The organism is Novosphingobium sp., assembly GCF_031424035.1.
GTDB lineage: Bacteria > Pseudomonadota > Alphaproteobacteria > Sphingomonadales > Sphingomonadaceae > Novosphingobium.
On the sequence record NZ_JANPGP010000115.1, the window covers coordinates 41,374 to 63,024 of the forward strand.

The window sequence follows — 21,651 nt, forward strand, 5'->3', positions numbered from 1 at the left end:
CGCGCGCTTACGCGAAAACGCAGGTGAAATGAAGGGGCGCTGTTCCGGATCAGGTTCGTGGGCGAACAAAGGGGTAGCGCGCTTGGGCCAGATAGCCCTTTGGCACTGCCTCGGGAACACCGTACCCGCTCGGCCAGACATCATCGGGAAAGTAATAGGTGCCAAATATTCGGTCGAGGATCGGGAAATGGATTGCGAAGTTCTTGTCCAATCCTTCAGCCTCGATGGCGTGGTGCCAGTGGTGAAAGCGCGGCACGACGAGGTACTTGCCCAGCCCGTTGAAATTGCCGCGCACATTGGCGTGGACCAGCGAGGCATAGACATAGACCATACCGACATAGGCCTGCATTACCGAAGGCAGGAAGCCCAGCGTCAGCAGCGGCAGCGAGGTTACCCCGCGCAGCAGCACGATTTCGATGAAGTGCATCCGCGCACCGGCCAGCCAGTCCATGGTCTTCGCGCTGTGATGGACGGCATGGAATCCCCATAGGAATGGCACGCGGTGGAACAGGCGGTGAAACCAGTACTGGGCAATGTCGGTTACCACCATCGCCAGCAGGAACTGCACCAGCCAAGGCAGCGCGCCGATCGCGGACTGCGTGCCTTCGAGCCAGCCAAATCTGGTATTGATGAAGCTGGATGGTGCCAGGGCGAGGAATGTGATGATCTGCACGAACATCGAACTGACCAGATAATAGAACAGGTCTTCGTTCCATTCGCTCCGGAACAATCGCTGTTCGCGCCGCTGCGGGGCGAAGCGTTCGAGCGGGGCGAACATCAGTCCGGTGGCGAGCAGGTTCACGGCGAAGAAGTCGAGCCCGAAAAACATGCCCCATTCGTTGACTTCGTGCGGCTGGACTGCGGCTCCGCCCAGCACGGTGGCAATCAGCGAGATCGCCAGCGCCGTCATGCCCATGGCCTTGCGGGGGCGCAGGAGCAGGCTGAGCAAGGCCAGTCCATAGGCTGCCAGCAGCGTGAAATGAACGAGGCTGCGGAACCCCGCCCACTCGCGGATCGCGGCCAGTTCGGGCATGGCAAAGCTCATCTGCCAGCGCAGCGCGGCGACAAAGCACAGGCCGATTACGCCGAGCAGGATCGCGAAAAAGCCCGCAAACCAGCCGGAGCCGAAGCCGCGCACTTCGGGCGGAGATTCGAGGTCCCGCACCAGTTTCTTGACGAATGTCATGAAAAACCCCCCCGGATTGAACGTCTAAGGTTTCTGCAAGGCCTGCAACATCGCCTCACGCGCCGCTGCGGCCATGGTCTTGCGGTCACGCACCTGTTCGCCTGATAGCGGCGGGCAGAAGGTCATGATCAAGACCACCGGGCGGCGGCGGGCCAGCATGCGCAGAAAATTGTCCACCCCGTGCTCCTCACCCACCCAGGCGAGCGACGCGGCTTCGGCGCTGTAGTCGAGCAGCACCGGTACCACGCGTACGCTTTCCGGCACTGGTTCCAGCGCTGAGAGAAGCGAAGACTTGAATGGCAGCAGGCCGGTGCCGTCGCTGGTGGTTCCTTCCGGAAAGATGGTCAGCGCGCCGGTATCGCGAATGGCGCGGCGCACGTCCTCCACCTGCTGATGAATGCTGGCGCGGTCGTGGCGGGCGATGAACACAGTGTCGTTCATCGCGCAGAGGTGCTTGATCAGTGGGACAGAGGCGAGGCCGTCATGGCCGACGAAGGCGCTGCCCGTGGCCTGGGCGATGGCCGGAATGTCGATCCAGCTGACATGGTTGGCAATCAGGAAGGCGCTGCCCTTCGGACGCTCGCCAACCACCCTGATCTGCACGCCGGCGATCCAGCAGATGCCTGCAAGAAAAGTGCGCGGCCACGGATTGCGCAGCCGCAGCAGGGCGAAAATATAATAGGGCAGCAGGCAGGCCAGCAGCAGGACCACCATCGCAAACACGCGAACGATGATGCGCAGGATCGCAAAAAGGCCGAAACGGCGGCGCGAGGCCTGCACCGCGGCTGCCATCAGCTTTCGCCCGAAGCTCCGCCGCCTTCGCGCACCAGCTTGACGCCGAACAGTTCCATGCGGTGATCGACCAAACGATAGCCCAGCTTTTCAGCAATCTGGCGCTGCAGCGCCTCCAGTTCGGGATCGACGAATTCGATGACCTTGCCGCTTTCCACGTCGATCATGTGATCGTGGTGCGCTTCAGGAGCAGCTTCATAGCGGGCGCGGCCATCGCCGAAATCGTGCCGGTCAAGGATGCCGGCCTCTTCGAACAGGCGCACGGTGCGATAGACCGTGGCGATCGAAATGCCCGGATCGATGGCGACAGCGCGTTCGTGCAGCTTGTCCACGTCCGGATGATCCGTGCTTTCCGACAGCACCTTGGCGATCACCCGGCGCTGGTCGGTGATGCGCAGGCCGCGTTCGGCGCAGAGGGCCTCAATGTCGATTGCTTGGTGCAAGGGTTATGTTCCGAAACAGAATGCCTCGCGGGATATTAGTCCCGCGAGGCATTTGTGCAACCGGCGATACCGGTTCTGGTCAGGTAGTTGGTTAGGCGACCTTCTTCGGGCGGCCACGCTTGGCGGGCGGCGCATCCGGAGAGACAACCTTCTTCGGCATCTTGGTGCCGGGCTTGCGGCCAAGGCCAATCTTTTTCGCCAGTTCGCGGCGACGTTCGGCATAGTTGGGAGCGACCATCGGATGGTCAGCCGCAAGGTTCCATTTGGCGCGGTAATCATCGACCGTCATGCCGTGGTGCGTCATCAGGTGGCGCTTGAGCATCTGCAGTTCCATGCCGCAGTCCATGCAGACCACCTTGCTCGGCTTGACCGAGGCACGGGCCGAAACGGCCGGCTTGGCGGCTTCAACGACTGGCGTTTCGACGGTACCCAGCCCTGCAAGGGCCTTGTAGACGTTGGTAATCAGCGCGGAGACTTCATCAGGTGAAACATTGTTGTTGCTGACGTGGGCTGCGACAATGTCGGACGTGAGCGTAATCAGCGTCTCCGTCATATCATTTTCAGGGTTATTCATTCCTGTATCCTGTTCTTTTGCGACCGAGGTTTTTTTATTCATGCGCGCCGCGCTAAACCGGCACTGCATCGCCGCGTTTAGTCCCGAACGGCAGCGAGATTCAAGCTTTGATCTAGGAATTGTGAATCCAATGCCTTGTCTCAAGTCAAAACAGGCAGTTAAATCACTCCAGGGGGCAGGAAAACGTAAGGGCATCGATACTTTCGCCATTACCTTGCCGGTAATACTTGGGTCGCTCGCCGATCTGGACGAATCCGAAGCCGCGATACAATCGCTCTGCAGGATTGCCGTGCCGCATTTCGAGCAGAAGGCGCCGCGCCCCGCGCCGTTTCGCCGTCTCGGCAAAGCGCGCCAGCAGGCGGGTGCCGATACCCTTGCCGCGATGGTCGGGATGGACGGCGAACAGCAGCAGCTCCTCTTCCTCGAACCCATAGCGCGACAGCGAGAAACCGACGGCGTCATCATCCGCCGGGTCCTCGCCACCAATCCCGGCAAGGAGGTAATGGGTGTGCCCGAATACCATGGCATCCTCGACCTGCCGTCGGTTCCAGGCCTCGCCATAAAGCGGGTCGAAGGCGGCCTGCATCACAGCCATGATGCGGTCGATGTCGTCGGTCATGCGGCTTGCCCTGCCACCTGACCCGTTCGTCCCCCCCGCTGTTCCGGCTTTGGCTTTTGCTGTGGGAGCTGCGCATCGGGCGCGCGGCCATAGATCAGCGCGATGTCGCTGGTCAGCAGCGCGAAGTCCAGCAGGCCAAAGCTGCGCGCGTCGGGGTGGATGGCCAGCGCCTCGCCAGACCTGCGCAGCTCGACCAGTTCGCTGGCCTTGGTTCCCGCCACAAGGACTTGCGGGGCAGCGGCAGCTTCTGCGGGGGGCAGCGAGGCCAGCGGCGCCGTCGTCACCAGATTGCGGTCAAAACCTTGCACGAACCATTCGCCGTGACCGCCGGTCATGCAGACCAGAACCTCCTCCGCCTTGCTCGCGTCCAGCGCCTGCGCCGCGACCAGTGACAGAGTCGGATAGCCGAGAACCGGGCATTTCCACGCCAGCCCCAGCGCCCGTGCGGCGGCAAGTCCGACGCGCAGACCGGTAAAGCTGCCGGGTCCGAGTGATACAGCGATCCGGTCGGCGCGGCCCTTGTCGGGAAGCGCGGCGATCATCGGCACCAGCGCTTCGGCATGGCCGCGGCCCAGCAGGTGCCAATCGCCGGCAACCAGCGCACCTCCTTCGAACAAGGCGACCGAGCAGGCTTCGGTGGCGCAATCAATGACCAGGGTGCGCATCGTCGCCGGCAAGCTCAGGCGATGGTGTTGAAGCGCGCGAAATCGGGGCGCGGCAGGCGGGCGTGGGGCGTTCCGGACTCACCGTAACCCAGCGTGGCGATGAAGTTCGACTTCACCCCCGGCATGTCGGCGAAGAATGCCGCGTCGACGGCCGCATTGTTGAAGCCTGACATCGGCCCGGTATCGAGACCCAAAGCGCGGGCAGCGATAATGAAATAGGCGCCCTGCAGCGAGGAATTGCGCAGCGCCATGGCTTCGCGAGCGGCTTCGGGCAAGCCGTCCATCATCGTCTTCATCGCCGGCGCGTGGGGGAAGAATTCGGGCAGGTTGTCATGGAAATTGACGTCCATACCAATGATTGCGGTAACCGGGGCATTGCGCACCTTTTCCGCATTGGTGCTGCTGCACAGCGGTGCGAGCTTTCCCTTGGCCTCGTCGCTGACGCACCAGACGATGCGCGCGGGCAGCGAATTGGCCGAGGTCGGGCCGAATTTCACCAGATCCCAGATCGCCGCCAGCACATCTTGCCCGACCGGCTTGTCGAGATAGTGATTATAAGTGCGCGCTGTGCGGAAAAGCTGGTCGAGCGCTGCATCTGACAAGGCAGCGCTCATGCCGCGCGGACTTCGACGACTTCGGGGACGTAATGCTTGAGCAGGCTTTCAATCCCCTGCTTGAGCGTCGCGGTCGAGCTGGGGCAACCGGCGCAGGCGCCCTGCATGGTGAGGAAAACCACACCTTCGCGGAAGCCGCGATAGATGATGTCACCGCCGTCATTGGCCACGGCGGGGCGGACGCGGGTTTCGATCAGTTCGCGGATCTGGACGACGATATCCTCGGTGCCGGGATCATCGCCGAACAGGTCATCGTCGGCCGGGACCATGATGCCGCTGGCATCGGCCTCGTTGAACAGCGGCGCGCCGGAAACGAAGTGATCGAGCAGAACGGCAACAACCTGCGGCTTGAGCGCCGACCAGCTCACCCCTTCGCCGGCAGTGACCGAAACGAAATCGCGGCCATAGAAAACGCCGGAAACGTCACCGAGCGAAAACAGCGCGGCGGCCAGCGGCGAAGCCTGCGCCTGTTCCTCTTCGGCAAAATCGCGCGTGCCGGCGGCCATGACCTCGCGGCCAGGAAGGAACTTCAGAACCGCAGGGTTCGGCGTGGTTTCGGTTTCTATGTACATGGCACTGCATTTAGGAAGATGGGGCTGAGGGTCAAGGGAGAGCGCGAAAGCCGCAGAAATCCCTATCGACTGGACACAGTGGACACAGTCCTGAGAGAAAGTGTCCAGTTGGCTCCCGTGACTCGCGAAATGGCATGACGGGCAAGGATGCAGCGTGCTGAACATGCGCGCGATTGTGCCTGAAAGGCGCTGTGTAGGACATGGCGGAGCCGCGTACGACATGGCCCCGGTCCATTGCCTGCCCGCCCGCAATCACCTAGCGCAAGCCGCGATGCCCATTGATATTCCCAAGACGATTTATTTCGCCAAGATGTTCCTGGAACGCAGTCTGGCGTTTCATAACGATGCCTTGCACGTGATGGCCGGGATGGGTCTGGCGCTGGTTTTTGCCGTGCTGCTGCGCCGGTCGCTGGCGGACTGGCTGCCCTGGCTGCTCGTTCTTGCAATCGAACTGGCGAACGAGGTGAATGATTATTTCTTCGAGATCTGGGCAAACGAAGTGCCGCAGCAACTGGGGGAAATGGCCAAGGACATCGCCTTGACCATGGTTTTGCCAACGCTGGTGCTGATCGTGGCGCAGCATTGGCCGCACCTGCTGACCGGCCAGCGCCGGCGCGAACCGGTGGACGATTCTGCTGGCGAGGCTTGATTCTTGGCCCTAGATGCGGGGCCTATGAACATCACGATCAAGGCTTTCGCCGCCGCCCTGCTGGGCTTTCCCGCTATTGCATCGGCGCAGGTCGCCAGCCCGATCATCCCGCTGCCGCTTAACCCGGTGGTCGATGCGGGACACCGCTCCTGCACGGCAAAGACCGCCTCGGGCCTTGGTTATACCGAGCTGCGCGCCGCTCCCGCCGGTGCCGCCAAGCCGGGTGATGCCGATGTTGTACTGATCAATTACCTTGGTTACCTTGCCGCAAATGGCACCGTCTTCGATCAGGCGCAGCGCACCCCCATGCCGGTGTCCGGCGTGATCGCGGGCTTTGGCGAAGGCATCAAGCTGACGGCCAAGGGCGGTGTGATGAGGCTCTGCATCCCGGCGGCGATCGGTTATGGCGCGCAGGCCAGTGGCCCGATTCCGGCCAATTCAGACCTGGTGTTTCAAGTCGAACTGATCGACTTCAAATCTATGGCTGAGATCGAGGCGATGCAGAAGCAGGCTGAGACACAGGCCGAGCCCAAAGTCGCACCCAAGTAATGAACGCGCGCCACGCAGGCGTCAGTTCTTGCTTGCGGTATATTCCTTGACGCAGGCGCTGACGTAGTTCTGCAGGTCCTTGTTGACCTGCGCCTGCGCGGTGGCGGCTGACCAGACCAGAAGTCCACCCTGATTACAGTACATGACCTTGCCGAAGTGCGAGCCCTTGGTCACCGGGTTGGTGAAATTGGTGTTGTCGTACAGCTCGTAATTGATGCTGTAGGCGCAGGCCCCGGTTTCCTTGCCGCCCTGACGGACGGGCAAGGCGTTGATATTGATATAGGCCAGCACCACGTCGCGCGACAACGTGTTCTCCGTGTGAGTCACGGTGCGGATGCCGTTGCTGCGCAGTGTCCGTTCAGTCGCAGCGACCGATGAGGCATGGGTGACCTTGCAAGCTGCCATGTTATCATCATCGGTTTCGCCATAAGCGCTGTGCACAGGGAAAGCCGCCGATGCCGCCGTCTGTGCAAGTGCCGGAGTGCTGGCGGAAGTCAGCGCCAAAGCCAGAACCACGGTCGAGAAGCGTGCCATGCAGATGCCCTTCGTAAATTCCCCGGGGCGACCGCAGCCACCCACTCAGGGCAATACCTGCCTTCAAGCTGGCGCCGAGGCAAGGCACTTGAACGTCTTTTTCCGGAGCGTCGCCTGAGTTTTTCCTGAGCCTGTGCCAGGAGTTCTATTCACTGGCCCTTCACAATCCTGCCCCTTATACCCAGCGCCATGATATCCCCGTTCCGCGCTGCCGCGCACTTTGCCGTCCTTGTTCCGCTCGTCTTCGCGGCCCCCGTCATGGGCCAAGCGAAGAAGAAGCCTGCATCCTCCGCTGCCGCCGCGAAAACCGATAGCGGGCCGTGGCTTTACCGGGGCAGTGACGTTCCGCAGGACAAGGCGTGGATCTTCGGCGAACTGCCCAACGGGCTGCGCTATGCGGTGCGCAACAACGGCGTTCCTCCGGGGCAGGTGTCGATCCGCGTGCGCGTCGATGCCGGATCGATGAACGAGACCGAGAGCGAGCGCGGCTATGCCCACTTCCTCGAACATCTCGTGTTCCGCCAGTCGAAGTATATCGGCGATGCCCAGGCGATCCCGACATGGCAGCGTCTGGGGGCGACTTTCGGTTCGGACACCAATGCCGAGACCACGCCGATCGCCACGACCTACAAGATCGACTTGCCCGAGGCCTCTGCATCGGGCCTAGACGAATCGTTCAAGCTGCTGTCGGGCATGATGATCTATCCGACGCTGAGCGACGCCAATATCAAGGCTGACCTGCCCATCGTTCTCGCCGAAAAGCGCGAGCGCGGCGGCACTGACGAACGCATAGACAAGATGATGCGTGAGACGGTCTATACCGGGCAATTGCTCGCCACCCGATCGCCGATCGGCACCGAGGAAACGCTCACCGCTGCGACGCAGGATTCGGTACGTGCTTTCCACAAGCGCTGGTATCGTCCCGAGAACACCGTCGTGGTTGTTGCCGGTGATGGCACGCCCGAGCAGTTCGCCGCGCTGATCGCCAAGTGGTTCTCCGACTGGCCGGTCTCCGGCGCGCGTATGCCGACGCCCAGCTTCGGCGATCCCATCGCTCCACGAGATGCCATCAAGGCTGACGGAGCGCCCGTGGGCGAAGTCAAGGTCGCGGTCGAGCCTGACTTGCCGCGCAGCTTTTCATGGGCCGTGCTGCGCCCGTGGCGGCCAGTCAACGATACCGTTGCCTATAATCAGGGGCTGATGGTTGATCGTCTGGCGCGCGAGATCATCAACCGCCGGCTTGAAGCCCGCGCCCGCGCCGGGGGCAGCTACCTTGCCGCCGGGATCGAGCAGCAGGACGTGCTGCGCTCCGTCGACGGAACGTTTGTCACCGTCACCCCGCTCGGCCCCGACTGGAAAACCGCCGTGCGCGATGTCCGCGCGGTAATTGCCGACGCGCTCAAGACCGCACCGACGCAGGAAGAGATTGACCGCGAGGTTGCGGAAATGCGCGTGGGCTACACCGCCTTTTCCGAACAGCGCACGTTGCAGGCCAGTTCCGCGCTGGGCGATGAGATTGTCGGTGCGCTCGACATTCGCGAGGCCGTGGCTGATCCGGCGGCGATCCTGACGATCTTCGACGGTGCCCGCCCGCAGTTCACCCCGGCCAATGTGCTGGCCCACACGCGCTCGCAGTTCAAGGGCGCAGTGACGCGCGGGGTCTATATCACCCCCGCCATCGGCGAGGCCGACGAGACCGCGCTGCGCACCGCTCTGGCCGAGCCGGTCACCGGCGATGCCGGATCGCGGCTGGCGTACAAGCCGATCGATTTCAAGTCGCTCCCGGCCATCGGCGCAGCCGGCAAGGGCACTGTGGTCGCAACCGGCATTCCGGAAATTTCGCAGGTCGATTTCGCCAACGGCGTCAAGGCGCTGATCAAGCCGAGCGAGGTTGAACCCGGCCGCGTCACGGTGAAGGTCCGCTTCGGCGGTGGTTACCGTGCCTTCGGTCCGAACGATCAGGCCAATGCCGCGATGGCCGATCTCGCGCTGGTCGGATCGGGCATCGGGCCCTTGGGTCAGGAAGACCTCGACCGCATAACCACCGGCCGCAAGATGGGCTTTGATTTTGCCATCGATGATGCCGACTTCGTCTTCACCGCCAACACCCGGCGCGAGGATCTGGCCGACCAGCTTTACCTCTTTGCCGCCAAGCTCGCCATGCCGCGCTGGGACCCGAACCCGGTGCTGCGCGCCAAGGCGGCGATGAAGCTGCGCGCCGATGCCTATGCCTCGTCCCCGCGCGGCGTGCTCGAGCGTGACCTCAAGTGGATCGAGCATGACCGCGATCCGCGCTACCGGGCGCCGACCCCGGCCGAACTGGACGCGGCCACGCCAGAAGGTTTCCGCAAGCTGTGGGAGCCGATCCTGTCGATGGGGCCGGTCGAGGTTCAGGTCTATGGCGATGTCGATCTGGCGCAAACGACTGCCGCTCTGGAACGCAGCTTCGGCGCGCTGACGCCTCGCACCGCGCTTCCTGCCGAGAAGGCCGCTGCACCGTACCGCGTGCCTGCCGGCAGCGATCAGCCGGTGGTTCTCACTCACCATGGCGATGCGCGACAGTCCGCCGCGATGGTCTATTGGCCCACTGGTGGCGGCACAGCCGGCCTGCGCGAAAGCCGCCAGCTGCGCATCCTGTCCGAAGTGTTCTCCAACCGCCTGCTTGACCGGCTGCGCGAAAAACTGGGTGCGAGCTATTCGCCGCAGGTCTATTCGACCTGGCCGACCGAGTTTCCTTCGGGTGGTTCGATCCTCGCGCTGGGTATGCTGGAACCGGGCCAGCTCAAGACCTTCTACGCCACGGCTGACGAGATCGCCGCCGACCTCATCGCCAACCCGCCAACCGATGACGAACTGGCCCGCGTGACCGAGCCGCTGCGTCAGCAGATCGCCCGCGCCTCGACCGGATCGAGCTATTTCATGCTCATGCTCGAAGGCGCAACCCAGCGGCCTGAACTGTTCGGATCGCTGCGTTCGTTGATGATCGATTCGACCGTCACCACGCCGCAGGCGATGCAGGCGCTGGCGGCCAAGTATCTGGTCAAGCAGCGGTCATGGCGGCTTGCCGTCCTGCCGCAGGGCCAGACGCTGGCTTCGGTCGGTGCCTCACCAGCGTCGGGAGGCGCACCGGCCACGCGATAAAAGCGCAGCTTTCGGACAGTGCAGAAAAGCCGGTTTTGCAATCTGGCGGGGCAGGGCCTATGGGCGCACCCCTCAAAGGAGCAAGACTGTGGCAAGCAACTGGACCCCGGAAAGCTGGAAGAACGCCGAAGCACGGCACCTTCCCGTCTATGGTGACACGGAAGAACTGACGCGCGTTGAAAAGACGCTGACGAACTATCCGCCGCTGGTCTTTGCCGGTGAGGCCCGCGCCCTGAAGGCTGATCTTGCCGAAGTCTCCGCCGGCCGCGGCTTCCTGCTGCAGGGCGGTGACTGCGCCGAAAGCTTTGCCGAATTCCACCCGGACAACATCCGCGACACCTTCCGCGTGCTGCTGCAGATGGCGGTCGTCATGACCTTTGCCAGCAAGCAGCCGGTGATCAAGGTCGGCCGCATGGCCGGCCAGTTCGCCAAGCCGCGGTCAGCGCCGACCGAGACCGTTGGCGGGGTAGAGATGCCCAGCTATTTCGGCGACATTATCAACGGTATAGAGCCCAATGCTCAGGACCGGGTCAACGATCCGCAGCGTATGGTGCAGGCCTACAGCCAGTCGGCATCGACGCTTAACCTGCTACGCGCGTTCAGCCACGGCGGTTATGCCAACCTGCGCCAGGTCCACAAGTGGACGCTCGATTTCATGGGCCGCAGCCCCTGGGCCGCGAAGTTCGCCGAAGTGTCTGACCGTATCGGCGAAGCGCTCGATTTCATGCAGGCGTGCGGCATCGATCCCACCAGCGTCCCGCAGCTTCAGGGCACCAGCTTCTACACCAGCCACGAGGCGCTGCTGCTGCCCTACGAGCAGGCACTGACCCGCCGCGATTCGCTGACCGGCGACTGGTACGATTGCTCCGCCCATATGCTGTGGATCGGCGACCGCACCCGCTTCGACAATTCGGCGCACGTCGAATTCCTGCGCGGCGTAGGCAATCCCATCGGCATGAAGTGCGGCCCCAGCCTTGAGCCGGACGCGCTGCTGCGCCTGCTCGACACGCTCAACCCGGGGCGCGAGGCCGGTCGTATCACGCTGATCAGCCGCTTCGGGCACGACAAGGTCGAAACCGGCCTGCCCGCACTGGTCCGCGCCGTGCAGCGTGAAGGCCACTCGGTGGTATGGTCGTGCGACCCGATGCACGGCAACGTCATCAAAAGCCCGAGCGGCTACAAGACGCGGCCCTTCGAGCGCATCCTTGCCGAAGTGCGCGGCTTCTTCGCCGTCCACCGCGCCGAGGGCACCCACGCCGGCGGCATCCACATCGAGATGACCGGCCAGAACGTCACCGAATGCACCGGCGGCGCGATGGGCATCACTGACGAGGCGCTGGCCGACCGGTATCACACGCATTGCGATCCGCGCCTCAACGCCGCGCAGTCGCTGGAACTGGCGTTCCTGATTGCCGAGATGCTCAACCTCGAAGCGGTCGAGCGTACGAAGAAGGCGGCTTGAACGCATCCAGCGCCGGGTCCGTTCAACGCTTGCGCGATTAAGCGCGGGCAAGGATTGAACCCGGCGGCCGCGCTTGCTCTGTTCGCGCAAGCAATTTGCGGGAGCGGGCAGTGAGCAATCCATTTTCCCTTGATGGCCCATTTTCCCTTGGTGGGAGGGTAGTCATCGTCACCGGCGGTGCGATGGGCATTGGCGAAGGCGTGGTTCGAATGCTCGCCCAATGCGGCGCGGTGGTTGCCATCGCCGACCGCGACTTGCCCAAGGCGCAGGCGCTGGCCGCCGAACTGGGCGACAGCGCACAGGCCTTTGCCGTCGATATGGGCGATGAAGCCTCGATCATTGCCATGACCGCCGCCGTGGTTGAACAGCTCGGCACGCCATGGGCGCTGGTCAACAATGCCGGCGTGCAGGACCGGCAGTTGCTGCTCGAAGGCACGGCCGAGGAATGGGACCGCAACAACGCGATCAACGCGCGCGGGCCGTTCCTGCTGACCCGCGAGGTTGGCCGCGCGATGGTGGCTGCCGGGCAGGGAGGTCGCATCGTCAACCTCGCTTCGTGTTCCTTGCGCGGACAGGCGATCAAGGGTCTGGCGAGCTACATGGGCTCCAAGGGCGCGTTGGCGGCGCTGACCAAGGCTTCGGCGCTGGAACTCGCGGAACACGGCATCACGGTGAACACCGTGCTCCCCGGAGGCGTTGGCACGCCCGGCGCGATTGGCGCCAAGGGCCCGCCGGCAGAAGGCCCGGCGCGGCGGATGCCGGCGCTCGGCTTCTGCGAGCCGTCGGACATTGCCGCGGCCGTTGCCTATTTCGTCTCACCCGCCGCGCGTTATGCGACCAACCAGACGATCTGCGTGGATGCCGGCTGGTCGGTTACCTGACACGCCCCGGCGATAGGCTGGTCTAGCTGCTTGACCCGGCGCGGTGGACGCGCTGAACCTTGGTCCAAATTCCACCGTCTTTCCGGGAGAGCTTCCTTGTCGTCCGTTCCCAACGAATTCCGCATCACATGGCCGCCGAAGGAAACGTGGACCGACGCCACGCGCGAAGTGCAATCCTTCTGGGGTGAGCCTAATTCGTGGGAAGAGGGGTCCAAAACCAACGTCATCAATGTGATGGCAAACCACCCGCCGCTGGCCATGGCGTGGAGCCATTTCGGCAAGTATTTCATGATCGGGCACACACTGAGCAAGCGCCAGCTTGAGATTGTCGTTCTGCGGGTCGCGGTGCTGGTGAACTCGCCCTACGAATGGCACAACCACGTGGGCTATGCGATCCAGGAAGGGATCACGCTGGAAGAAATCGCGGCGATCCGTGACTTCCCGAACGGCGATCATACCTTCAGCGACGAAGAGGCCGCGATCATCAGCGCCTGCGGTGAACTGATCAAGGGCAACAATATTACCGATGCCACCTGGGCCACGCTGCAAAAGACGCTGCGGCAGGATCAGATGATGGACCTCGTCTTCCTGATCGGCAACTATGTCATGACCAGCTGGGGCCTGTCGGCATTCGGCGTGCCTATCGAAGGCGGCGCCGATGCCATCGGCTTTGATCTCAAGACCAAGTCGGGGCGTACACCCGGCGTGACCTATCGTCCCGGGGAGAGTGAAGATTGGATCGAGAAGCGCGGCTACTAGAGCTTGAAAGCCGCCTTCGGGCGGTGGAAGACCAGCTCGAAATCCAGAACCTGCTGATGACCTACGGCCCGCTGGTCGATTCCGCCACGGCGGAACCGGCAGGGGCGCTATGGGTTGATGGCGGGGGGTACAGTTTCACCCTGCCAGACGGCGGCACCAAGCGCCTTGCCGCGCCCGATGAAATCGCCGGCATGTATGGCTGGCCGGGACACCTTGATTTGGTGAACACCGGCTGCGCGCACATGACCGCGACGCCGAAGATCACTGTCGACGGCGATGATGCGCAGGCGGTCGGCTATTCGGTGGTGATCCTGAAAGAGGGCGACCGCTGGTTCCTCTGGCGCGCGGCGGTCAATCACTGGACGCTGAAGCGCACGGCCGAAGGCTGGCGCATCGCCGAACGCTTCAACCGCGCGCTTGATGGTTCGCCGGAAAGCCACGCGACGATGAAGAAAGTGCTGGAGATATGATGACCATCGCAACCTTCTCTGGCCCAAACCAGAATCGTCATCCTGAACTTGTTTCAGGATCCATTTCGCCTCTCGCCCGGATGTCGGTTTGGGCGCGCAACGGCGCAGTTGTTTCACAATCACGACTTCCAGGATTTCAGGCACGATGGATCCTGAAACAAGTTCAGGATGACGGAATCGGGGGGATGAGCACTTGAACCGCCCACCGCGCTTTGCCGGAAAGGTCGCCATCGTCACCGGCGCGAGCACGGGCCTTGGCCCGGTCATGGCGCGGATGCTGGTGGAGGAAGGCGCGAAGGTCGTTATGGCCGCGCGCCGGCTGGAACTGGTCTCTGCCGAAGCCGAGGCGATCGGGCCGGATGCCATCGCGGTGCAAGCCGATGTCACCGTTGAGGCTGATGTGATCGCCATGGTCGATGCCGCGATGTCGCGCTGGGGCCAGGTCGATATCCTGATGAACAACGCCGCCGTTCCCGGCACCGACAAGTTCATCTGGGAACAGACGGTCGACAACTTCCTCGATACCTACAAGGTCGATTGCATGGCGGCGATGCTGTGCAGCAAGGCCGTTCTCAACGCCTCCATGCTCGAGCGCAAGAGCGGTGCCATCGTCAATTTCTCCAGCGGCGCGGGCTGGAACGGGCTGGTCCGCAAGAGCCACTATTCCGCCGCCAAGGGCGCGCTGCGCGTGCTGACCAAGGTGATTGCCAAGGAGGTCGGTGAATTCGGCATCCGCTGCAACTGCGTGGTGCCGGGCGCGATCGAGACCGAACTGATGGTCAATTACATGAAGCGGATTGCCGGCGAAAAGGGCGTTACGCCTGATGAAATCAAGGCCGGACTGACCGGCACGGTGGCGCTGCGCACCTTCTCCACGACCGAGGACGTCGCCAACCTCGCGCTGTTCCTCGCTTCTGACGAGGCACGCACGATCACCGGGCAATCAATCAATGTCGACGGCGGGCAGGTAATGTCCTGACCCGCAGCACTTGGAGAGAATGATCATGGCCAACGAAATGCCGCCGTCAGGCGATTTTACCGGACTGTCGCGCGCAGTGATCGCCTATAGCGAGGCCTTCAGCGGCATCGCGGCCAAGGCCAAGGCCGGCACGCTCGGCGATGCCGACTGGGCGGAGATGGAGACGCTGGTAGATGTCGATGGCTTCGTGCGCGAGGGCGTGTTCCTCGGCCCGCAAGCCGAGGTTATCGATTGGCCGACCTACCGCCATTACGTCACCCAGTACGGCGGCCATACCGACTGGGAAGGCACGTTGCGGCGCATGACCGAAGTGCCCGGCCTCGTCGTGCTGGAACTTGAGGAGCGCAACACTCGCGGCGGGATGACGCATGTTTCCAACACGGTGACGATCTACGAGTTCAACGACGCCGGAAAGCTGAAGCGCCTCCACGTCTATGTCTCGCCGATTGGCGAACGTCCGGCAGCATGACCATCGATGACCTTCTGGCGCGCGAGGCGATCCGCGATACTCTCGCCAAGTATAACGTCTCGGGCGACCGGCTGAAGGTTGACGACTATGCCGCCTGCTTCACCGAGGACGGGGTGATCCAGTCCGAGCGCGCGCCGGGGGACTTCATTTTCCGCTATGAAGGGCGCGAGGCGATCCGCGCCTGGCAGAACCGCTGGCTGAGCCGCGAGCCCGGACAAGACACCGTCCACAAGGCAAGCTTCGTGCGCCACCACCTCGGCACCTGCAAGATCGACCTCACCGGGCCGAACACGGCGAAGGTCCGCACCTATTGGGCCGCATGGACCGACATCGGCCCCGATCACTGCGGCGTTTACATCGACGATTTCCGCAAAGTGGGCGACGACTGGCTGATCGCGCTGCGCCGCGTGCGCAAGGACTGGGTGAGCCCGCAGGGTCTGTTCGAGAGCGCGATCAGCAATACTGACGGGTGATTGCCGTCTGCGGCACTTGGTTCTGCGGCTGGGGCCATTGGCAGGACTGCGCCATCCGCCCATGGATTCGGACAAATCGCAATTCCGGGAGTGGAACGCCATGGCTGAAACCGGCCACAACAATGCCCCTGCGCTCGACACCAGCGATGTCGACAAGTGGATCGGCAAGCAGATCGTCTATGCCGAGATGTGGGACCCCTGCAACGCCACCGACATCCGCCGCTGGGTCCAGGCGATGGACTATGCCAATCCGCTCCACTGGGACGAGAATTTCGCCCGCGCCAGCAAGTTCGGCGGCATCGTCGCGCCGCAGAGCTTCACCGTCGCGATGGACTATGGCCACGGCTGCCACCCGAGCTGCGTTGGCAAGATCCCCGGATCGCACCTGATCTTCGCGGGCGAGGAATGGTGGTTCTATGGCACGCCGGTACGTCCGGGTGACAAGCTGGTGCAGGAGCGCCGCTTCGCCGGATACAAGGTCACCGAAACCGCCTTTGCCGGGCCGACGATGTTCGCCAATGGCGATACCGTCCACCGCAACCAGCACGGCGCGCTGGTTGCCAAGGAGCGCGCGACCTCGATCCGCTACCTGATCGAGGAAGCCAACAAGCGCGGCGTCTATGGCAAGGATAAGCGTGCGCCGAAGAAGTGGGACAAGGCCGAACTGGCCGAGATCCACAAGCTGCGCCACCAGTGGATCCTGTCAAACCGCGAAGGCATCACGCCCAGTTATGCCTCGGTGAAGGTGGGCGACAAGCTGCCCCGGCGAGTTATCGGGCCGCACTCGGTCGTCACCTTCGCGCTGGAATGCCGCGCGCACCGGCAGAACATCTGGGGATCGTGGCGCTGGAACGTGCCTGAAGGCGCTTATGACCCGGCCACCGAAGACGCCGGTTTCGCCGAGGACATGACCTACGATTTCGACATGCGAAAGATCGATCCGCGCCATGCCGACGGGCTGTTCCACGGGCCATCATCGGGGCACATCAATTCCGAAAAGGCGGAGAATGTCGGCATGGGCGGGGCCTATGGCTATGGCTCGTCGATGAATGCCTGGCATATGGATACGGTGGCCTATTGGGCAGGGCTGGACGGCTATGTCTGGCATTCGAAAACCCAGTTCCGCAGCCCGGCCTTTGAAGGCGACGTGACCTTCGTCGATGCCGAGATCGTCGATAAGCAGGACCAGTCGGCATACGGTGTGCCGATCGTCACGGTGAAGACGAAGATGACCACGCAGGACGGCGACACGATCCTTACCGGCACGGCGGACGTTTCACTGGGGGGCTAAGCCATGTCAGACCGCAGCGACATCATCGAGGCGCTCAACCTCTACGGTTTCGCGGTTGATACCCAGCGCTGGGACTTGTTCGATGCGGTGTTCACCGAGCATGTCGATGCTGATTTTGGCGGCGCGGCGCACTGGCACGGGCTGGAAAACTGGAAGACCGATTTCGCCGCCTTCCACGCGCCGTTCGATGCCACCCTGCATGTCATGACCAACCATCAGGTCCGGATATTGGGCGATCACGCGCATTCCTTCACTTACGGCCAGTGGCGGCTGGTGAGGCATGCCGCAGAAGGCAGTCCCCTGTGGGACGGGTCCGGATGGTACGACGACGAATGGGTCAAGACTCACGCCGGTTGGCGCTGCCGCAAGCGGGTGTGCCGCGTTGTCTGGGCGACCGGGAATGACCGGGTGAAGGAAACCATCCCCGGCGTCACATTCGAGAACGTGTTCGATTCCATGAAGGCAGGGGCTGCCGCTGGTTCGCTCTACTTCCTCAAGGCGATTGACGCGAGCGACGGAGACTGACTACCTCCCCGCCATGGCAAAATCCCGCGACGCAGTCCGCATGAACGAGGCGGAGGTCTCCGCCTTCCTCGCCGAGGCCCATTCGCTGCAGGTGGCGACGCTGGGCAAGGAAGGCGCGCCGCACCTCACCACCGTATGGTTCGCGGTCCATGACGGCGTGATCCTGTTCGAAACCTATGGCAAGTCGCAGAAGGTGGTGAACCTCCAGCGCGACCCCCGCATTGCCGTGCTGGCCGAGGATGGCCGCACTTACGACCAGCTTCGCGGTGTCTCGATCAACGGCACGGCCGAGGTGATCGAGGACAATCCCGAGCGTACCGCGCTGATGCGGGTGCTGGTCGATCACCACTTCCCCGGACAGGCTGCCGATGCGCTTGATGAAATGGCGGCGCGCATGGCGGAAAAGCGGGTGGTCATTCGCGTAAAGCCGGATAAGATCATGTCTTGGGATCACAGAAAACTGGATGGAAAAGGGCCGTAAGATTCGGCCAGCCATCCCGCGCGCAATACAGGTGAGCGACAATGGCCGAAGCGAAGACCTTTTCGATCCAGGTAAACGGCAAGGCGCGCAGCGTCACAGCCCAGCCGACCATGCCCCTGCTGTGGGTACTGCGCGACGAGCTGGGCCTTTCCGGGGTCAAGTTCGGCTGCGGTGCCGGGCTGTGCGGGGCCTGCACGGTCCATGTCGATGGCGCACCGACGCGCTCGTGCCAGCTTACCGTGGGCGATCTGGGCAAGGGGAAGGTTACGACGCTCGAAGGCCTGAACGATGGCCTTGCCGAAAAGCTGCGCAAGGCATGGCTTGAGATCGACGTGATGCAGTGCGGATACTGTCAGGCGGGGCAGATCATGTCGGCCCACGCCCTGCTGCGTGAGAATGCCAAGCCGAGCGAGGCTGAGGTGGACGCGGCGATGGAAGGCAACATCTGCCGCTGCGCGACCTATCCGAAGATTCGCGCCGCGATCCGCAGTGCTTCAGGCCAGGGAGCGAAGGCATGAACGCCCCCGTGCTTCACCGCCGTGCATTCCTGAAGGTTTCGGCGCTCGCCGGCGGCGGGATGGCCTTTGCCGTTGGCGTGCCGGGGGCGCTGGCTGCTGACAGTGCCACCGCCGCCGCCCTGTCGGTCTGGGTGTCGATCGCTGCCGACAACAAGGTCGTCATCACCAGCAAAAATCCGGAAATCGGGCAGGGCATCAAGACCTCGCTGCCGATGATGGTGGCGGAAGAACTCGATTGCGACTGGTCGCAGGTCTCGGTGGTCCAGTCCGACTATAACCCCAAGCTGTACGGCCGGCAGTTTGCCGGCGGCAGCCAGTCGACCCCGCAGAACTGGCTGCTGATGCGGCAATCGGGTGCGGCGGCGCGCGCCATGCTGCTGGCTGCGGCGGCATCGAAGGTCGCGGTTCCCGCGAGCGAGCTAACGACCGACAAGGGCTGGGTGCTGCACAAGGCATCGGGCCGCAAGTGGTCCTATGGCGAACTGGCCGGCCTCGCCGCGACCATGCCCGCGCCTGATCTCGCCAAGGTTGCGCTCAAAGATGCAAAGGCGTTTCGCATCATCGGCAAGCCGACCGTCGGCGTGGACAGTGCCAGGGTGCTACGCGGCGAACCGCTGTTCGGCATAGATGTCCGACTGCCGGGGATGCTTCACGCGGTCTATGAAACCGGCCCCGCGCATGGCGGCAAGCTGGTGAAGGCCAACCTCGCCGCCGCGAAGGCCGCGCCGGGCGTGGTCGCGGTGCTGCAGATCGCCGGAACCGCCGTGGCCGATGGACTGGTGGACGGCGTTGCCATTGTCGCGACCAACCACTGGTATGCGGAAGCAGCGCGCGAACTGCTCGCCGCCGAATGGGATACTTCCGCGTCGAAGGGCCATTCGTGGTCGGCCTATGCCGCCGAAGCCGCGCGCCTGCATGAAACGGGCGTTCCCACCGATCTACGCCGCGATGGCGATGCGCTGGCGGCGATCAAGGCTGGCACGCGCCAGATCACCCAGCGCTATTCGTATCAGTATCTCAGCCACGCCCCGCTTGAGCCGCAGAACTGCACCGCGCTGTTCCAGGACGGCAAGCTGGAACTGTGGGCGCCGACGCAGAACCCGGGTGCCGGGGCCGATGCCATTGAGCGCAACCTCGGTATTCCGCAGGCCAGCCAGACGATCCACATCACGCGCAACGGCGGCGGCTTTGGCCGGCGACTGATGGGCGATTTCATGCTGCAGGCCGCCGCGATTGCCAAGGCGCTTCCCGGCAAGCCGATCAAGCTGCTGTGGAACCGCACCGAAGACCTGCAGCGCGACTATTTCCGCCCTGGCGGCTGGCACAACCTGCGCGCAGCGGTTGACGGGCAGGGCAAGCTGGTCGGTCTTGCCGATCACTTCGTTACCGTGGGGCAGGGCGGAAAGGCTGCTCGCGCTGCCGGGATGCGCGAAAGCCAGTTCCCCGCCGGATTGGTACCCGATCTGCTGTTTGCGCAGAACGTCATCCCCTCGATCATCCCCACCGGCCCGATGCGCGCGCCGGAATCGAACGCCATGGCCTTCGTGATGAACGGCTTCCTTGATGAAGTCGCCGGAATGGGCGGCCGCGATTTGCCCAGTCTGGTTCTGGAACTCTGCGCCGGGGACAAGGTCGTTGGCGATCGCGGCGATCCTACGCGCGCTTCAGGGGCCTTCACCACGGCCCGGGCGCGCGGCGTGGTTGAACGGGTGCTGGCCGATTGCAACTGGGCGAACCGGCCCATGACTGGCAACCGCCGGCTCGGCTTCGGGTTCTATTTTTGCCACCTCGGCTACTTCGCCGAAGTCGCCGACGTCAGCGTGACGGATGGCGAGGCCAAGGTCCACAAGGTCTGGGTCGCCGCCGATGTCGGGCGGCAGATCGTCAACCCGTTCGGCGCGGAATCGCAAGTGCGCGGGTCCGTGATTGACGGCATTTCCGAGGCGCTGCACCACCAGATCACCTTCACCGACGGTGAGATCGAACAGAAGAATTTCGACAGCTACGCCCTGCCGCGCATCTCGGCGACGCCCGAAATCGCGATTTCGTGGGTGCTGAGCGATTACCCGCCGTCAGGGCTGGGCGAACCGGCGCTGCCACCCGTGCTTCCCGCCGTGACCAATGCGATTTCGGCGGCGACGGGCAAGCGGATCAGGGACCTGCCGGCTAAACTCTAGCGCCCCTTCCACACCGGTTTCCGCTTTTCGACGAAGGATTGCATTCCCTCGGCGGCATCCTCGCTGGCGATCCATGCCTTGTAGGCGGGGTAATGGTCCTGCGCCGCGATGGCAGAGGCGAGATCGGGTTCGTCCATTGAGCGACAGGCGATTTCCTTGGTCGCCCGCACGGCAAGCGGCGCGCAGGCCATGATCTCGTTGGCCAGCGCGCGGGCGCGGGTCAGCGCTTCGCCGGGGCCGACAACCTCGCTGACAAAGCCCCGCGCGAAACCCTGCGCGGCGGAGATCTGGCACCCGGTAAGCAGCGGGATCATCGCTTGCTTGGGGCCGACCGCGCGGACCAGCCGGGTAATGCCACCGGCAATCGCGATCAGGCCGACCTTGGGCTCGACCAGCCCGAAATTCGCGCCCTCCTCGGCAACGATCACGTCGCAGGCGAGCGCCAGCTCCATGCCACCGCCCAGCGCGAGGCCGTTCACCGCCGCGATCACCGGCTTCATCAGGTCGTGCCGCTTGATCAGCCCGGCATAGCCATGCTCGGGATAGGGCGGGGCGTTCTTGATGCGGAAGGCCTTGAGGTCGCTGCCAGCGCAGAACGCGCGAGGCCCCGCGCCCGTGACGATTGCCACCTGCAGATCGTCATCAGCGGCGAACATGTTGAACACCGCCTCCAGTTCGCCGTGCATCTGCGGGGTGATCGCGTTGAGGCTGGCCGGGCGGTTGAGCGTGATGACCAGCAGGCCATCAGCGCGTTCGATGAGCAGGGTTTCGAAGTCCATGCCGCCATCCTGCCCGGCATCGCGGCGACGCTCAATGTCCATCTGCGAA

The 21,651-nt window shown here is 63.5% G+C and carries 25 protein-coding genes; 15 read left to right on the forward strand and 10 right to left on the reverse strand.

Annotated elements, in window-relative coordinates:
- Positions 1–49: 49 nt before the first annotated feature.
- From RMO89_RS15915 to RMO89_RS15950, 8 genes are all read right to left on the reverse strand, one after another.
- Positions 50–1,186: a sterol desaturase family protein gene (locus RMO89_RS15915; protein WP_310534348.1), complete on the reverse strand. Its 1,137-nt coding sequence runs from the start codon at positions 1,184–1,186 to the stop codon at positions 50–52.
- A gap of 24 nt (positions 1,187–1,210) precedes the next feature.
- A complete protein-coding gene (locus RMO89_RS15920; RefSeq protein ID WP_310534349.1) occupies positions 1,211–1,978 on the reverse strand; it encodes a 1-acyl-sn-glycerol-3-phosphate acyltransferase in 768 nt (255 codons plus the stop codon).
- On the reverse strand, positions 1,978–2,421 hold the full coding sequence (locus RMO89_RS15925; protein ID WP_310534351.1) for a Fur family transcriptional regulator: 444 nt from the start codon (positions 2,419–2,421) through the stop codon (positions 1,978–1,980). Before RMO89_RS15925 ends, RMO89_RS15920 begins: the two co-directional genes overlap by 1 nt.
- A gap of 91 nt (positions 2,422–2,512) precedes the next feature.
- Positions 2,513–2,995, reverse strand: a complete 483-nt coding sequence (locus RMO89_RS15930) for a MucR family transcriptional regulator (protein ID WP_310534353.1) — start codon at positions 2,993–2,995, stop codon at positions 2,513–2,515.
- 163 nt (positions 2,996–3,158) lie between these two features.
- A complete protein-coding gene (locus tag RMO89_RS15935; RefSeq protein ID WP_310534354.1) occupies positions 3,159–3,614 on the reverse strand; it encodes a GNAT family N-acetyltransferase in 456 nt (151 codons plus the stop codon).
- Positions 3,611–4,279: a tRNA (adenosine(37)-N6)-threonylcarbamoyltransferase complex dimerization subunit type 1 TsaB gene (gene tsaB / locus RMO89_RS15940; protein ID WP_310534355.1), complete on the reverse strand. Its 669-nt coding sequence runs from the start codon at positions 4,277–4,279 to the stop codon at positions 3,611–3,613. The genes RMO89_RS15935 and tsaB overlap by 4 nt, the downstream gene beginning before the upstream one ends.
- 14 nt (positions 4,280–4,293) lie before the next feature.
- Positions 4,294–4,893 (reverse strand): malonic semialdehyde reductase, encoded by a 600-nt coding sequence (locus tag RMO89_RS15945; protein ID WP_310534356.1) that lies wholly within the window; start codon positions 4,891–4,893, stop codon positions 4,294–4,296.
- Positions 4,890–5,465 (reverse strand): NifU family protein, encoded by a 576-nt coding sequence (locus RMO89_RS15950; RefSeq protein ID WP_310534357.1) that lies wholly within the window; start codon positions 5,463–5,465, stop codon positions 4,890–4,892. The genes RMO89_RS15945 and RMO89_RS15950 overlap by 4 nt, the downstream gene beginning before the upstream one ends.
- 154 nt (positions 5,466–5,619) lie before the next feature.
- Here RMO89_RS15950 and RMO89_RS15955 point away from each other — a divergent pair, with 154 nt between their 5' ends.
- Positions 5,620–6,114 (forward strand): hypothetical protein, encoded by a 495-nt coding sequence (locus RMO89_RS15955; protein WP_310534358.1) that lies wholly within the window; start codon positions 5,620–5,622, stop codon positions 6,112–6,114.
- 24 nt (positions 6,115–6,138) lie between these two features.
- Positions 6,139–6,663: an FKBP-type peptidyl-prolyl cis-trans isomerase gene (locus RMO89_RS15960; protein ID WP_310534360.1), complete on the forward strand. Its 525-nt coding sequence runs from the start codon at positions 6,139–6,141 to the stop codon at positions 6,661–6,663.
- 21 nt (positions 6,664–6,684) lie between these two features.
- On the opposite strand, the gene RMO89_RS15965 is transcribed toward RMO89_RS15960, so the two are convergent.
- Positions 6,685–7,197: a hypothetical protein gene (locus tag RMO89_RS15965; RefSeq protein ID WP_310534362.1), complete on the reverse strand. Its 513-nt coding sequence runs from the start codon at positions 7,195–7,197 to the stop codon at positions 6,685–6,687.
- A gap of 189 nt (positions 7,198–7,386) precedes the next feature.
- Here RMO89_RS15965 and RMO89_RS15970 point away from each other — a divergent pair, with 189 nt between their 5' ends.
- The 13 genes from RMO89_RS15970 (at position 7,387) to RMO89_RS16030 (ending at position 20,823) form a co-directional block, all read left to right on the forward strand.
- On the forward strand, positions 7,387–10,338 hold the full coding sequence (locus tag RMO89_RS15970) for an insulinase family protein (protein ID WP_310534363.1): 2,952 nt from the start codon (positions 7,387–7,389) through the stop codon (positions 10,336–10,338).
- Between the two features lie 88 nt (positions 10,339–10,426).
- Positions 10,427–11,800, forward strand: coding sequence for a class II 3-deoxy-7-phosphoheptulonate synthase (locus tag RMO89_RS15975; RefSeq protein ID WP_310534365.1), 1,374 nt, complete (start codon positions 10,427–10,429; stop codon positions 11,798–11,800).
- Positions 11,801–11,910: 110 nt separating this feature from the next.
- A complete protein-coding gene (locus RMO89_RS15980; protein WP_310534366.1) occupies positions 11,911–12,681 on the forward strand; it encodes an SDR family oxidoreductase in 771 nt (256 codons plus the stop codon).
- 96 nt (positions 12,682–12,777) lie between these two features.
- Positions 12,778–13,440, forward strand: coding sequence for a carboxymuconolactone decarboxylase family protein (locus RMO89_RS15985; RefSeq protein WP_310534368.1), 663 nt, complete (start codon positions 12,778–12,780; stop codon positions 13,438–13,440).
- Between the two features lie 23 nt (positions 13,441–13,463).
- Positions 13,464–13,910, forward strand: coding sequence for a nuclear transport factor 2 family protein (locus tag RMO89_RS15990; RefSeq protein WP_310534369.1), 447 nt, complete (start codon positions 13,464–13,466; stop codon positions 13,908–13,910).
- A gap of 193 nt (positions 13,911–14,103) precedes the next feature.
- Positions 14,104–14,889 carry an SDR family oxidoreductase gene (locus RMO89_RS15995; RefSeq protein ID WP_310534370.1) on the forward strand — a complete coding sequence of 262 codons (786 nt, stop codon included), beginning with the start codon at positions 14,104–14,106 and terminating at the stop codon, positions 14,887–14,889.
- A gap of 25 nt (positions 14,890–14,914) precedes the next feature.
- Positions 14,915–15,358 carry a hypothetical protein gene (locus RMO89_RS16000; protein WP_310534372.1) on the forward strand — a complete coding sequence of 148 codons (444 nt, stop codon included), beginning with the start codon at positions 14,915–14,917 and terminating at the stop codon, positions 15,356–15,358.
- The gene (locus RMO89_RS16005) at positions 15,355–15,831 is read left to right on the forward strand and encodes a nuclear transport factor 2 family protein (protein ID WP_310534373.1); all 477 of its coding nucleotides are present in this window, start codon (positions 15,355–15,357) and stop codon (positions 15,829–15,831) included. The genes RMO89_RS16000 and RMO89_RS16005 overlap by 4 nt, the downstream gene beginning before the upstream one ends.
- Before the next feature lie 100 nt (positions 15,832–15,931).
- Complete coding sequence (locus RMO89_RS16010) at positions 15,932–17,122, forward strand: MaoC family dehydratase N-terminal domain-containing protein (protein WP_310534374.1); 1,191 nt, start codon at positions 15,932–15,934, stop codon at positions 17,120–17,122.
- A 3-nt stretch (positions 17,123–17,125) separates the two neighbouring features.
- Entirely contained in the window at positions 17,126–17,647 is a 522-nt protein-coding gene (locus RMO89_RS16015; protein WP_310534375.1) for a nuclear transport factor 2 family protein, read from the forward strand.
- A gap of 13 nt (positions 17,648–17,660) precedes the next feature.
- Positions 17,661–18,128 carry a PPOX class F420-dependent oxidoreductase gene (locus RMO89_RS16020; RefSeq protein WP_310534376.1) on the forward strand — a complete coding sequence of 156 codons (468 nt, stop codon included), beginning with the start codon at positions 17,661–17,663 and terminating at the stop codon, positions 18,126–18,128.
- A 41-nt stretch (positions 18,129–18,169) separates the two neighbouring features.
- Positions 18,170–18,646 carry a 2Fe-2S iron-sulfur cluster-binding protein gene (locus RMO89_RS16025; protein ID WP_310534377.1) on the forward strand — a complete coding sequence of 159 codons (477 nt, stop codon included), beginning with the start codon at positions 18,170–18,172 and terminating at the stop codon, positions 18,644–18,646.
- On the forward strand, positions 18,643–20,823 hold the full coding sequence (locus RMO89_RS16030; RefSeq protein WP_310534378.1) for a molybdopterin cofactor-binding domain-containing protein: 2,181 nt from the start codon (positions 18,643–18,645) through the stop codon (positions 20,821–20,823). The genes RMO89_RS16025 and RMO89_RS16030 overlap by 4 nt, the downstream gene beginning before the upstream one ends.
- On the opposite strand, the gene RMO89_RS16035 is transcribed toward RMO89_RS16030, so the two are convergent.
- On the reverse strand, positions 20,820–21,644 hold the full coding sequence (locus RMO89_RS16035) for an enoyl-CoA hydratase-related protein (protein WP_310534379.1): 825 nt from the start codon (positions 21,642–21,644) through the stop codon (positions 20,820–20,822). The genes RMO89_RS16030 and RMO89_RS16035 overlap by 4 nt on opposite strands.
- Between the last annotated feature and the right edge of the window lie 7 nt (positions 21,645–21,651).

What these genes read in the sequence shown, in the direction of transcription:
- RMO89_RS16010 (WP_310534374.1), top strand. Translation starts at nt 15,932, where the DNA reads ATGGCTGAAACCGGCCACAACAATGCCCCTGCGCTCGACACCAGCGAT.
- RMO89_RS16015 (WP_310534375.1), top strand. Translation starts at nt 17,126, where the DNA reads ATGTCAGACCGCAGCGACATCATCGAGGCGCTCAACCTCTACGGTTTC.
- RMO89_RS15965 (WP_310534362.1), bottom strand. Translation starts at nt 7,197, where the DNA reads ATGGCACGCTTCTCGACCGTGGTTCTGGCTTTGGCGCTGACTTCCGCC.
- RMO89_RS16025 (WP_310534377.1), top strand. Translation starts at nt 18,170, where the DNA reads ATGGCCGAAGCGAAGACCTTTTCGATCCAGGTAAACGGCAAGGCGCGC.
- RMO89_RS15970 (WP_310534363.1), top strand. Translation starts at nt 7,387, where the DNA reads ATGATATCCCCGTTCCGCGCTGCCGCGCACTTTGCCGTCCTTGTTCCG.
- RMO89_RS16005 (WP_310534373.1), top strand. Translation starts at nt 15,355, where the DNA reads ATGACCATCGATGACCTTCTGGCGCGCGAGGCGATCCGCGATACTCTC.
- RMO89_RS16035 (WP_310534379.1), bottom strand. Translation starts at nt 21,644, where the DNA reads ATGGACATTGAGCGTCGCCGCGATGCCGGGCAGGATGGCGGCATGGAC.
- RMO89_RS15945 (WP_310534356.1), bottom strand. Translation starts at nt 4,893, where the DNA reads ATGAGCGCTGCCTTGTCAGATGCAGCGCTCGACCAGCTTTTCCGCACA.
- RMO89_RS15935 (WP_310534354.1), bottom strand. Translation starts at nt 3,614, where the DNA reads ATGACCGACGACATCGACCGCATCATGGCTGTGATGCAGGCCGCCTTC.
- RMO89_RS16000 (WP_310534372.1), top strand. Translation starts at nt 14,915, where the DNA reads ATGGCCAACGAAATGCCGCCGTCAGGCGATTTTACCGGACTGTCGCGC.
- RMO89_RS15920 (WP_310534349.1), bottom strand. Translation starts at nt 1,978, where the DNA reads ATGGCAGCCGCGGTGCAGGCCTCGCGCCGCCGTTTCGGCCTTTTTGCG.
- RMO89_RS16030 (WP_310534378.1), top strand. Translation starts at nt 18,643, where the DNA reads ATGAACGCCCCCGTGCTTCACCGCCGTGCATTCCTGAAGGTTTCGGCG.
- RMO89_RS15915 (WP_310534348.1), bottom strand. Translation starts at nt 1,186, where the DNA reads ATGACATTCGTCAAGAAACTGGTGCGGGACCTCGAATCTCCGCCCGAA.
- tsaB (WP_310534355.1), bottom strand. Translation starts at nt 4,279, where the DNA reads ATGCGCACCCTGGTCATTGATTGCGCCACCGAAGCCTGCTCGGTCGCC.
- RMO89_RS15930 (WP_310534353.1), bottom strand. Translation starts at nt 2,995, where the DNA reads ATGAATAACCCTGAAAATGATATGACGGAGACGCTGATTACGCTCACG.
- RMO89_RS15950 (WP_310534357.1), bottom strand. Translation starts at nt 5,465, where the DNA reads ATGTACATAGAAACCGAAACCACGCCGAACCCTGCGGTTCTGAAGTTC.
- RMO89_RS15960 (WP_310534360.1), top strand. Translation starts at nt 6,139, where the DNA reads ATGAACATCACGATCAAGGCTTTCGCCGCCGCCCTGCTGGGCTTTCCC.
- RMO89_RS16020 (WP_310534376.1), top strand. Translation starts at nt 17,661, where the DNA reads ATGGCAAAATCCCGCGACGCAGTCCGCATGAACGAGGCGGAGGTCTCC.